The following is a 12,045-nucleotide window of genomic DNA, read 5'->3' on the forward strand; positions in this document are numbered from 1 at the left end:
GAACCCCCGGCTTTCGTGCCCATCTGACCCGTACCGGAGACTATTTTGTCAGTCTCAACAAACGGGTTTCCACAGCCCGACGGTTCAGTCCCGACCTGTTCATGAGCCTGCATGCCGATGCTTTCCGTATTCCCTCTGCGCGTGGGGCATCGGTTTATTGTCTGTCGGAACGGGGCATGTCCACCCCGGATCGGGCCATCAAGGCCCTGGTCAAACGGGAAAACAGCGCCGACCTGATCGGTGGTGTCAACCTTCAGGAGGATGTCGAGCCGGAAGTGGCCGAAATGCTCATGGATCTTGCCCAACGCGACTCCCTGAATCGTGCCCTGTTGCTGGGACAAAATCTTCTCGGCAGCCTCCAAAGCGTCGGTCGTATGAAACTTCACTATAAAAGCGTCAAACAAGCCGGTTTTGCGGTCCTGAAAGCGCCCGATGTTCCCTCCGTACTCGTGGAGATGGCCTTCCTCAGCAATCCCAAGGAAGAGGAACTCATGCGCAACACCAATTTCCAGGAGACCGTGGCCGATGCCTTGCTAAGCGGTACCCGGCGCTACTTTCAAAACTCGCATCGGGTCTGAACGGTCGCCGTACATGCGGCTTGGTTCTCCTTTCATCCAATCCCTTTCCTCTGGACGGCAATCGGAATAGCCGTGACGGTGGAAAGGTCACCGACGAGATCCTCGAACCGGCAGGAGTACGGATCCTGATGACGTTGCCAGAACAACGATGCGCAGGATCCTGATCCATATCCCTCCTGCCGGAAGAGCTTCCCTGCACGATTTTTCCATTCCATCCCGCTCAGATTATTATAACCGATCATACAACAGTCACAGGTGGTTACGCACGGTCTCGATGGGCACCTGGGCGATTCATCGGACCTTTCCGTAGGACGACGATGGCGTTATCATTCGGATGGTTTTGCGATTGCTGCGGAGAGTGTCCGGGATTTTTTGCAAAAAAAACCCTGGACTATGACTGAATAATCTGAAAAAATAAAATATAGAGTATGTTGCGGGCCATGGTGCGTTGCGACGATTGAATGCCATGAAGATTCCCTTGGGAATGGATGGCGCGGCTTGCGCTTGGAGAATGGGCATGACGTTTTCTCTTTATTGGATGCAAAGTGGAGGGTGCGGAGGAGACACCATGTCTTTTCTCAACCTCGCCTTCCCCCCGATTCATGAATTGCTCGAACTGCTGCGGATTCGCCTGCTGTGGCACCCCTCCCTTTCCACCCTTGCACCTTCCCAACGCCAGGAGCAGGACGAACGCCTGCGCCAGGGAGAAACCCCTCTGGATATCCTGGTGGTGGAAGGAGCTGTGGTGCGCGGCCCCACCAGTACCGGTATGTATGACACCCTCCGCGGTCGACCCAAAAAAGATCTCATCGCCGCCCTGGCACGTCGTGCCCGTTATGTCATTGCCCTCGGAACCTGCGCCAGTTTTGGTGGCATTGGCGTGGATGCCTACGTCCAGACGGTGGGACTCCAATACCGCAGAATCGAAGCCGGGGGACTTCTGGGAGCTGATTTTCGCTCCGAGGCCGGACTGCCGGTGATCAATCTGGCAGGATGCCCCTGTCATCCGGATGTTCTGGCCGGAACCCTGACCACCCTCGTGCGGGGCGATCCACTGGAATTGGATGAGTTCCATCGTCCCCTGGATTGGTACGGCATGCTGGTCCATCAGGGTTGCACCCGCAATGAATATCACGAGTACCGCGTCGAGGAGGTGGAGTTTGCTCAGAGTGGATGTCTCTTTTTCCACCGTGGGTGTCATGGTCCTCTGGTGGGTGGACCGTGCAACAAACTCCTGTGGAATGGTCAGTCATCCAAGACCCGGGTTGGGATCCCCTGCTTCGGTTGTACCAGTCCCCACTTTCCACCCTCCTACCCCTTTTTCGAGACCCAGAACATCGAAGGTGTCCCGGTGGCGCTGCCCATGGGAATCGACCGCCCCCACTACCTGGTCTACAAGACCATGGCTGCTGCCGCCGCGCCAGAACGGCTCAAACACCGGGTAACCAAGATATGATGTCGTAACGGTTTTGCGTCCGGTCAGAGACACGAGAAGAAAAGGCTTTCCCATGGGCAAACAAGTGACCAGCAACATCTCCCTCAACCGGGTGGAAGGAGACCTTGAGATCCAGGTGACCCTGACCGATGGCGTGGTGACCGATGCACGCAGCTCCGGCACCTTGTTCCGGGGGTTTGAACGCATTCTGGTCGGACGCGGAGCCATGGATGGCCTCGTGATCACCCCGCGCATCTGCGGCATCTGTTCCATCACCCACCTTACGGCGGCTGCCAAGGCCCTGGATCAGGTGACAGGGGTGGCTCCCCCTGCCAACGCCGTGCGATTGCGCAATGCCGCACTCCTGGCAGAGACCATCCAGAGCGATGTGCGTCAATCCCTGCTCATGTACATGGTGGATCTGCCCCATGTCAGCCATGCCCGTTTTCCATGGCATGCCCTGGCCACCCAACGCTACCTTTCTCTGCGCGGGGAGCGTTGCGTGGAGGCCGTGCGGGAAACCAGAGGGCTGCTGGAGATCATCGCCATCATGGGTGGGCAATGGCCACACACCTCTTTCATGGTTCCCGGCGGCGTGGTCTATGCCCCCCCCAAGGCCAATCTGCGTATGGCCATCCACCTGCTTGATACCTTCCAGCGCTGGTACGAAGCCAGAGTCCTGGGGTGTTCGGTGGAGCGATGGTTGGCAATCGACTCCGCCGCCGCACTCCAGACCTGGCTGGATGAAGACCGAAATCATGCCGACAGCGACACGGGATTCCTCGTAACAGCCAGCCGGGATCTGGGGCTGGATCGATTGGGCGTCGGACATGGTCGCTTTCTCTCCTTCGGCTCCCTGGAGATTCCTGATGGCAGTTCGGTTCGGGGAAGTCATGGGTTGGCTGTGGCTGCCGGCGTCGCCGAGACCGGATGCGTTCACCCTTTCGATCCGACGAAGGTCGAAGAACACACCAAATGTGCCTGGTATGCCGACCATCCCTTGGGACGACACCCCTTCAAAGGAGATACCAACCCCATGCCCAGCGGCGAAGAGGGAGAAAAATACTCCTGGTGCAAGGCTCCCCGCTATGATGGCCTGCCTGCTGAAACCGGCCCCCTGGCCGAACGGTTGGTGGCAAACGATCCCTTGTTCCGGGAACTGGTCTGGTCGTCTGGTCCCAATGCCCTGGCTCGGCAATTGGCGCGTATCACCCGTCCGATTCACGCCTTTGCCCCGCTGCGAAGCTGGCTTGAAGAACTGGTGCGTCACCACGGGGAACCGGTCTATCTTCCTCTCCCGACCATCCAGGATGGAGAGGGGGTCGGACTCCTTCAGGCCGCTCGTGGTGCCCTGGGGCACTGGGTGCGCGTGAAAGAGGGGCGCATTGCCCACTATCAGATCATCGCCCCCACGACGTGGAATGGCTCCCCCCGCGACAATCAGGGTGTCCGGGGACCATGGGAAGAGGCCCTGATCGGTGTGCCCGTGGCAGATGCGGCGGATCCGGTACTGGCCGGAATGGTGATCCGCTCCTTCGATCCCTGTCTGGTCTGCGCGATTCATGTGGTTGGGGGTAGGCCCATGCGCCTGCTTGCATGAGGCAGGGGTCATGGATACCCTCATCATCGGTGTGGGCAATCGCCTCCTGGAATCCGACGCGCTGGGGTGTCTGGTTTACGACTGGTTGGCCCGTCACCCCCTCCCACCGGGTGTGGCCATCCTGGACGGGGGACTGCGCGGCATCGATCTCCTGCCCCTGCTGGAATTCCGCCAGCGCGTGCTGTTTGCCGATGCCATGACGGCAGATGTGGGAGAAGGGGTGCAATGCCTGGATGGGGCCATGGTGGCGGCCAGTGCCACCACCTTCGGTCATGGGGCGGGGTTGCCGTTTCTGTTGGCCATGTTGCCCAAGGTCTCTCCTCCCCCCCATCCCGTGTGCCACGTTGTTGGGGCCTGCGGTCCTCCCACGCCCACCCTGGTGGAGGTGGTGGCTCTGACTTGCCTGAAAATGGTGTGCCATGAACCCTTATGAAAATACCACCGGGTGCATTTATGAAGAGACTGTCGATCCGGTCTCCCGCCTGAAGGAGGAAAATGCCTGTCTGCGCAGAGAGATCCGCGTGGCCCATCAGGCCGCCGAAATCACCGCCCAACTGGTGGTGGAACAGTTCGTCAAGACTGATGTCGTACTCAACCAGTTTCGGTCCATCAGTGGTCAACTTCAGGCCGTTTTGGATGCTGCCTCCCAGATTTCCATAATCGCCACCGACTTGAACGGGACCATCACCCTCTTCAACAAAGGTGCAGAGCGGATATTGGGATATTCTGCCCTTGAGATGGTCGGCCACCGCACGCCGATGGATTTTCACCTCCCGGAGGAGATGGCTGCCCGTGCCCTCGAAGTGACACTCCCCGGGGCTTTACCGCCTGAAGGTATCGAACTCTTTGCCCGTTTTGCAGAGATGGGTGGGACCGGTATCCGGGAGTGGAGTTATCGTCACGCCGATGGCCACTGTCTGCCGGTCAGCCTCTCCATCACCAAGATCCAGGATACGCAACAGAGCGTGGTGGGGTATTTGGGGGTGGCCATGGATATCACCCAGATCAGGGAGTCCGGGGAACGCCTTGCCCAGGCCAATGCCGAACTGGAGAAGGCCAATCAGGATCTCAAAAAGCTGGACCAGCTCAAATCCGAATTTCTCTCCTCGGTCTCCCACGAACTGCGCACCCCTCTCACCTCCATACGCGGCTTTGCCCAACTGATCCGCCGGGATTTTGAACGCTCTTTCAGCAGCGGGGAAAGTGATCCCAAGCGGAAGACCAAAGGATTGCGCATCCTGGAAAACCTGGGGATCATTCAGGTGGAGTCGGAGCGTCTCACGCGCCTGATCAACAATGTCCTGGATCTGGCCAAGATTGAATCGGGGCGTACACTCTGGAATGATACCACTTTTCCCCTCCATCAGGCCATCCGGCAGGCTGTCAACGCGGTACGCGGTCAGTTTGCCGACAAACCCCAGGTGATGCTGCGGCTGGAGGTGGACACCTCCCCGTGGAACGTGACCGCCGACCAGGACCGCCTGGTCCAGGTACTGGTCAATCTGCTCAACAACGCTGCCAAGTTCACAGAGCGGGGAGAGGTACGCATTGCGTTGACCCAGGAACAGGTGGGGTGGGTGCGGGTCGATATCATCGACACCGGTCAGGGCTTCGCTCCGGAGGAAGCGGAGATCATCTTTGACAAATTCCAGCAGGCCCACCAAAGCGATACTCTCAAGGATAAACCGTCGGGAACCGGTCTCGGACTCTCCATTTCCCGGGAGATCGTCACCCATTACGGGGGGCGCATCTGGGCCACCTCCCAGCCAGGAGTTGGCAGCACGTTTTCGCTGACCCTGCCGGTGACTGAAACGAAACAGGTACTTCCTTTCACCCCCGCAGAGGAAACGAGCGGCGTTCCAGGTACGGAATTGGAAACGTACAGTGATGGACAACCCTTGGTACTGGTGGTGGATGACGAGCCGGGGGTGGCGTCCTATCTGAGTCAGTTCTTCCAGGAGAACGGCTTTGCCGTGGTCACCGCCTCCAATGGCCAGGAAGCTCTGGAACAGGCGCGCCATCATCGTCCCGACCTGATCACCATGGATCTGGCCATGCCGGTGATGGACGGTCGCAGCGCCATTCTTCACCTGCGGGCTGACGCCAAGGTGTGTCGCATTCCCATTATTGTCCTCACGGCCTTGCCGGGTAAAGAAGTGGAAGGGGGGGATTTGGTTCTGTCCAAGCCCGTGGACGAAGGGGGACTCATGAACTGGGCGCGCATCCTGACCCGCAACCGACGCACGGGACAGAAGGTTTTGGGATCTACCCCCTGCCTGCTGTTATACGACCCGGAACTGCCCACGGCCACGCCGGTACCAGAGACCATCAGCACCGGAAAGGTGATCCTTTGCCTTCGGGAGCAGATCCTGGCACGGATCCAGTCCGGGTTCCAGGGGCTGGTGGTGGTGCCATCCGAACTGCTGAGACGTATGGACAGCGACTTTCTGGCCAGGATTTCCACATCGAAAGTATTGATTCTGCCCGAATGCCCCATCCATAATGATCCGCCACAACAGGATGCGTTCCGAGCCAGAGGTCCTGATCGCAGGCGTCGGAAAGCGTCCTAGTGGATCAACCGTGCCCTACCTCATTGGTAGCCGGCTGGATTTCGCTCTACCCACGTGAAACAGCGAGGAGCCTTTTTCAATTCGGTTCCATTAAATTCCACGCTTGAAGAGAAGTATCTATTATCCATATCCAAAGATGGATTTGTTTTATTAATATATTTATAAATTACTGAAAATATCTTACTAATAGGTGAAGACTCACCATAAATTTCAGCAAATTTTAAAAAAGAAAACAGCATCAATTTTGAAGAAACATTAAAGTGATTAGATGTTCGAGTTGGAGCAAGATGATCTGCAATAATAAAAATTTTTTCCAATTCAGGTAAAAAATATGCGGGTGCAACAGCTTCTTTTGCTATATCTAAAGAGCTTTTTCGATTTGTTTTGCTATCTAAATTATTTGGATGTTCAGTTAATTTTAATAGATAATTTATGATATATTCATGAACTTGTTGTGACATTGTATTAATAATAATTGACTTCAGATGTGGAATATCGGCATTTAATTGATTTTTTAAATTATTTATGAATTCATTTGCTGTTTCAAAAGGATCCTTTCCTGCATCCCCAGATCCGATAAGCGGAAGTAAGATGCTGCTGATTTCATATTTATTGGCTATATTTAAGATGCTTTTTGTGCAAACATCATATTGAAATCTTCTGATAGTGTCTTGTGCTGTGGCAAATATAATGTATTGTATATTATTATAATCGAAATTAATCACTATTGGTTTTGAAATTCCAAAATTATTTTTTTCTTCATCAATATGATTTGTAACTTTATTTCTTTCATGACGCTCAAGTGTAGCCAAAAATGACCTTGCAAAGCTGCCAACATAGCTTCCATCATAACCTGCGGGCATGACAATGGCATTACATTTCAAATCCCAAGGATTTTTACTTAATGATGCATATATTCTTGTGTTGCCAAAAGTGGCAGCATGAGTCGCTGAACCAAAATGTGCTATTTCTTGTTCGTTGTCTGTTTGCATTTTCATCTCATTTAAAGATGGAGTTTAACCAAATAAACAGTCAAAAATTGAAAATTTTTGGATGATATAACAAAATAAAACGCCCTGCAACGGGGATTTTTTCAACATTCTAAAAGAAATTACTGAAAAAATACAATATTTGCTTACAAAAAAATCTGTCTTCTTTATTCGTATGTTAGACAGGTAACCTGACATGAATACTCTGCGACATGCGTGTGTACAATGCAGAAATATCCTTGATTGGGTGGAATTTTTTTCTCATAATGACGAGATACTCTGATGGATGAAATCTGCCACTCCTTGTCATGAGACGTTGCGACTTTGGCCATGGAATGGAATTAAAGAAACGGTGTTGCTTGGTTGACACAACCCTGACTTGTTTGAAAAGACTCCGTGCCAAGTGGCTGACAGGCATGCTCCTGGTGTTTGCTCTATCGCTGGCAGTCAGTGATGTTTTGGCCGGACCAGGTGCTGAGACTGATCAGGTTGGCGTGGCCGAGCCGAAAGGTGTCAACGGACCGAATGGCATGGCAAGTGTCATCCCCGACAAGCTTCCCGCCACCGCACAAACCATCTACAACAAGTTGCACGATCAGGTTTTGCTCGTTGAGGTCAAACCGATCCATGAGAGCGCCGCCTTTGCGACCGGTACCGGTTTCCTGGTCAGTCGTACCGGTCTTGCCTTGACCAATTTTCATGTGGTCAGCGAAGCGGTTTGGAAACCGGATGTGTATCGTCTTTCGTTTCGCCTGACGGATGGCTCCGAGGGGGCGTTGACCATTCAGGCCGTCGATGTGGTCCATGATCTGGCCCTGGTGCAATTGGCTGAAATAAAAGGTGAACCGGTTATTTTCAGTTCGGTACCCATGCGCAAGGGGGATGTCGGCTATTCGCTGGGTCACCCCCTGCAACAGGGAATCACCATCATCGAAGGCATTTTTAACGATTTATCGGAAAGCTTTCATGTTCCCCACTATCATTTTACCGCCCCCTTGAATCCGGGCATGAGCGGGGGACCGGCAGTCAACAGTGCCGGGGAGGTCTTCGGGATCAATGTTGCCATGAGTCGGCGGGGGCAATCGGTCAGTTTTTTGGTCCCGGCGAGTTTTGGCGTGGCCCTGCTGGAACGCCACAACAAAACCCCCTTGCAGTCCAACAAGGATTTCAAAAAAGAGGTTGCCACTCAACTCCACCAATACAACCTGGAATTGGAGCGCAACCTCCTCGACAATCTGGATCCGCCCATGCACTTTGCCGGTTACCAGGCAACCTCTTTCAAGAAAAAATTGTTCAAATGCACGGCAAGCCATGAAGAAAAAAAATTAAACCGTTACAGTCTGGAAAATCATTTTTGTTACCTGAATGGGGATGTGTTTGTGGGAGAAAACCAGCAGGCCGGCAGCGTTGATCTGAAACATCTTCTGCTGCGCAATCGGGGGCTGAATGCCATGCAGTTTTCCAGTCTGCAACAAAATCATTATGGTCCATCCCTTTCAACCAGGGAAAAGGATCTGTTCACCCCCTATCTTTGCGAAGAAAGTATCGTCAAACTCAAGGGAACTCGGGCAAAAGCCGCCATTTGTTCGCGACGCCTTCGCAATCATCCGGAATTGTTTGACGTGGAAGTTCACCTGGCAACCCTGGACGATTCGGCAACGGCACTCCATTCCAGGTTGAGACTGGGCGGATTCAATTGGGACCCTGCCATGCGACTGGTCGAAGGGTTCATGGGAAGCATCGCGTGGCAACATTAGGTTATGTCGAATTTTTGGGGCGTAACGGGGAAGTGACCTCCCGGGAACGCTTGACGACCCTGCCCTGCCGTATTGGCCGCGGTTACGACATGGATATTTTGCTGGATGATCCCTGTGTCGCACCGGCCCACCTGGAGATCATCGCCCTGGAAGCCACCGGTACAACCGTGCGCAATCTGGGTTCCAGGAACGGTGTCATTTTGCCTGCCAGCAAACGTTTCCTGCTGGAAGAAGAAAGATTGCCACCGGATACCGTCTTGCGCATTGGCCGTATTCTCCTGCGCATATGTGGTGCCGATGTGCCCGTCAACCCGGAACAGACATTTCGCCCGGGTGGTCTGGCGCGATGGATCCGACGACCGGAAGTTGCCACAGTGTTGCTGGTCACCATGCTGGTTGGTCAAGGGGTGCTGTTGGATACCCGACAATTGACCAGTGAAGGTTGGAACGAGATCGTCTCCGGATTGGTCAATCTGCTGACCATCACCTTTGCCTGGGGATTTTGCAGTATTTTTCTGAGTCGCATTTTTTCCGGATCAACCAATTTATCAGCGTTTGTCGCCCTGTTTTGTCTGGCAGCCCTGGTATACAGGGGAATGGAAGAGATTGTCGGGATTCTGTTCTTGTCCTTCAACTGGCGCGGTGAAAATTGGGCCATTGCCACCCTGGAGGCCCTGCTCCTGGGTTGGGTATATTACCATATGTCCAGCCTGATCTGGAGAACAGGTCACAAGATTCGTTTTGACACGGCTCTTTATATTGTTCTCGGCAGACTGTTGATTGTGCCGGTGTTTGACTATCTACAGGAACAGAAAAATCACGATTTTCAGATCCATGATCGTTTCAAACCGGCCATGTTGATCGTGACCCGGGGGGAGGATCCACCGGATTTCATGGCCCGGGCCAGAGAGATGCGTCTGCGGTTGCACAAGGAATTTCCTTGATCGACGGGGACCATTCTCCCACAATCAGGTGTTCCCCCGCGGGCATTGCCCGTCCCAGCCAGGAGACCCTGCATGAAAGCCCTTTTTTTGACCAGAGAATATCCTCCCAACGTCTACGGTGGTGCCGGTGTCCATGTGGAGTATCTTTCCCAGGAACTGGCCAAATTGATGGAGGTCGAGGTGCGTTGCTTCGGCAACCAGAATTCCAAAAATGGCAATTTGACAGTACGGGGCATGGATGTCGATCCGAAATTTTTTGCCAACTGTGACAAAAAGTTAAAATCCCCATTCAGCTCATTTTCCAATTGCATTCAGTTCAATGCCGAACCCATCGATGCCCAGTTGGTTCACTGCCACACCTGGTATTCACACCTGGGGGGCATTTTTGCCCAGAAGGCCTATGGCATTCCCCTGGTCCTGACCACCCACTCCCTGGAACCGTCGCGCCCCTGGAAACGGGAACAGCTTGGTCTCGGATATGATCTCTCCGTCTGGGTGGAAAAGACCGCCATGGAATCGGCGGATGCCATCATCGCTGTTTCCAAGGGGATGAAAGAGGATGTCACCCGCCTCTTCAATGTCAACCCCGACCGGATCCATGTCATTTACAATGGCATCGACATTCAGGAGTATCAATTCACGCCGGCCACGGATGCCCTGGTTGAATTCGGCATCAATCCGAGTGTTCCCTATGTCCTCTTTGTGGGTCGCATTACCCGCCAGAAAGGGATCATCCATCTGGTCAATGCCATCAAGCATGTCAATCCGAATGTCCAGATCGTGCTGTGTGCCGGGGAGCCGGATACCCCGGAAATCCGGGCCGAAATGGAACAAGGGGTGCAAAAGGCACAACAAAATCGGGATAATATCATCTGGATCCCCCAGATGGTGCCCAAGAAAAAAATCATCCAGCTCTATTCTCATGCGGCGGTATTCTGTTGTCCGTCCATTTATGAACCGTTCGGGATCATCAACCTGGAAGCCATGGCTTGCAAGACGCCCGTGGTGGGCAGTGCCGTCGGTGGTATCGTGGAGATCATTCAACACGGCAAGACCGGTTTTCTCGTGGAATTTGACCAATACAAACAAAGCCCGTTTGAACCCGTCAATCCGGAGCAGTTTTCCAAACAGTTGGCCGACAATATCAATCAAATCTTGAACAATGACCAACTCCGCAAGGAGATGGGCGAAAACAGCCGGAAACGGGTTGAAGAGCGTTTCAGTTGGGCCAGCATCGCCCGTGAAGTGCATGCGCTTTATACCAGACTGGTCCAGTCCAGATAGACGATCAGCATCAATTCACGACCAGGAAGGGGAGAAAAGGGCCATCAGGCCCTGTACCGACAATGAAAAACATCACCATGGACGCCAACCATCCATTTACCATCGAAAACGTGCAACCAACCGTCGATGGCGGCAAATATCCCATCAAACGCGAAGTGGGTGACCGGCTGCGCATTACGGCCACCGTTTTTCGCGATGGACATAATTCCACCAGGGTTCTCTTGAAGTTGCGGGAAAAGTACGGCAACCACTCCTGGTCGGAATCCCCCATGAAACCCATCAATCCCGGCCTCAGCCTCTGGGCGGGGAGCGTGGTATTGGCCAAAAATGCCCTGTATGAATTCACCATCGAGGCTTTTACCGATATTTACCAATCCTGGCTTGATGACCTGACCAAAAAGTTCCGCGCCAACGAAAACATATCCAGTGATCTGGTCGAAGGGCGGGCATTTTTGCAACGCATGTCGGGTCTGGTGACCAGGGAGGGTGAGCGGGTCTACCTGAACTATGTTTTTTCACGCCTGGATCAGGCCGAAAATCTGGAGAGCAAGGTCAACATATTTTCCGAAACCGATCTGGTGACTCTGGTCTCCCGCAATGCGCCACGCGATGACAGCACCGTGTTGGAACCTGCTTTGGAAATCATGGTGGATCGGGAAAAAGCCCGTTATGCCGCCTGGTATGAATTTTTTCCCCGTTCCCAGGGGCGGGTGGAGGGGCGGAGTGCCACGTTCCGGGAGTGTATGGCCCGTTTGCCGGAAATCAAAAAAATGGGCTTTGATGTGGTCTATCTGCCTCCCATCCATCCCATCGGGGTCACGGGTCGCAAAGGTGCCAACAACTCCCTGACCTGTGGTCCGTCCGAACCCGGCTGCCCCTACGCCATCG

10 protein-coding genes are annotated in these 12,045 nt (G+C 53.8%); 9 read left to right on the forward strand and 1 reads right to left on the reverse strand.

The features are described from left to right. The 5 genes from HQL65_18080 to HQL65_18100 form a co-directional block, all read left to right on the forward strand. Window positions 1-578 (forward strand): N-acetylmuramoyl-L-alanine amidase (locus HQL65_18080; protein MBF0138145.1); only part of this gene is annotated, 578 nt, incomplete at its 5' end. 517 nt (window positions 579-1,095) lie between these two features. Continuing rightward, window positions 1,096-2,034, forward strand: a complete 939-nt coding sequence (locus HQL65_18085; protein MBF0138146.1) for an NADH:ubiquinone oxidoreductase — start codon at window positions 1,096-1,098, stop codon at window positions 2,032-2,034. A 52-nt stretch (window positions 2,035-2,086) separates the two neighbouring features. After that, window positions 2,087-3,613: a nickel-dependent hydrogenase large subunit gene (locus HQL65_18090; GenBank protein MBF0138147.1), complete on the forward strand. Its 1,527-nt coding sequence runs from the start codon at window positions 2,087-2,089 to the stop codon at window positions 3,611-3,613. Window positions 3,614-3,623: 10 nt separating this feature from the next. After that, window positions 3,624-4,046, forward strand: a complete 423-nt coding sequence (locus tag HQL65_18095; GenBank protein ID MBF0138148.1) for a hydrogenase maturation protease — start codon at window positions 3,624-3,626, stop codon at window positions 4,044-4,046. After that, window positions 4,033-6,183 carry a response regulator gene (locus HQL65_18100; protein ID MBF0138149.1) on the forward strand — a complete coding sequence of 717 codons (2,151 nt, stop codon included), beginning with the start codon at window positions 4,033-4,035 and terminating at the stop codon, window positions 6,181-6,183. Before HQL65_18095 ends, HQL65_18100 begins: the two co-directional genes overlap by 14 nt. A gap of 20 nt (window positions 6,184-6,203) precedes the next feature. Here the strand turns inward: HQL65_18100 and HQL65_18105 are convergent, their stop codons facing one another. Next, window positions 6,204-7,175, reverse strand: coding sequence for a hypothetical protein (locus HQL65_18105; protein ID MBF0138150.1), 972 nt, complete (start codon window positions 7,173-7,175; stop codon window positions 6,204-6,206). Between the two features lie 422 nt (window positions 7,176-7,597). Here HQL65_18105 and HQL65_18110 point away from each other — a divergent pair, with 422 nt between their 5' ends. The 4 genes from HQL65_18110 to HQL65_18125 all read left to right on the forward strand — a co-directional run. After that, entirely contained in the window at window positions 7,598-8,929 is a 1,332-nt protein-coding gene (locus HQL65_18110) for a trypsin-like peptidase domain-containing protein (GenBank protein ID MBF0138151.1), read from the forward strand. Then, on the forward strand, window positions 8,917-9,873 hold the full coding sequence (locus tag HQL65_18115) for an FHA domain-containing protein (protein MBF0138152.1): 957 nt from the start codon (window positions 8,917-8,919) through the stop codon (window positions 9,871-9,873). The genes HQL65_18110 and HQL65_18115 overlap by 13 nt, the downstream gene beginning before the upstream one ends. A gap of 72 nt (window positions 9,874-9,945) precedes the next feature. Continuing rightward, on the forward strand, window positions 9,946-11,157 hold the full coding sequence (glgA, locus tag HQL65_18120; GenBank protein MBF0138153.1) for a glycogen synthase: 1,212 nt from the start codon (window positions 9,946-9,948) through the stop codon (window positions 11,155-11,157). Between the two features lie 77 nt (window positions 11,158-11,234). Next, on the forward strand, window positions 11,235-12,045 hold an 811-nt coding region (locus tag HQL65_18125; GenBank protein ID MBF0138154.1), incomplete at its 3' end, for a DUF3416 domain-containing protein.

It is taken from the genome of Magnetococcales bacterium, from assembly GCA_015228935.1.
In the GTDB taxonomy this organism is placed as follows: domain Bacteria; phylum Pseudomonadota; class Magnetococcia; order Magnetococcales; family DC0425bin3; genus HA3dbin3.

Bases quoted from the DNA above. Each gene is read 5' to 3' on its own strand.
- HQL65_18105 (MBF0138150.1), bottom strand. From the start codon at position 7,175: ATGCAAACAGACAACGAACAAGAAATAGCACATTTTGGTTCAGCGACT.
- HQL65_18100 (MBF0138149.1), top strand. From the start codon at position 4,033: ATGAACCCTTATGAAAATACCACCGGGTGCATTTATGAAGAGACTGTC.
- HQL65_18085 (MBF0138146.1), top strand. From the start codon at position 1,096: ATGACGTTTTCTCTTTATTGGATGCAAAGTGGAGGGTGCGGAGGAGAC.
- glgA (MBF0138153.1), top strand. From the start codon at position 9,946: ATGAAAGCCCTTTTTTTGACCAGAGAATATCCTCCCAACGTCTACGGT.
- HQL65_18095 (MBF0138148.1), top strand. From the start codon at position 3,624: ATGGATACCCTCATCATCGGTGTGGGCAATCGCCTCCTGGAATCCGAC.
- HQL65_18090 (MBF0138147.1), top strand. From the start codon at position 2,087: ATGGGCAAACAAGTGACCAGCAACATCTCCCTCAACCGGGTGGAAGGA.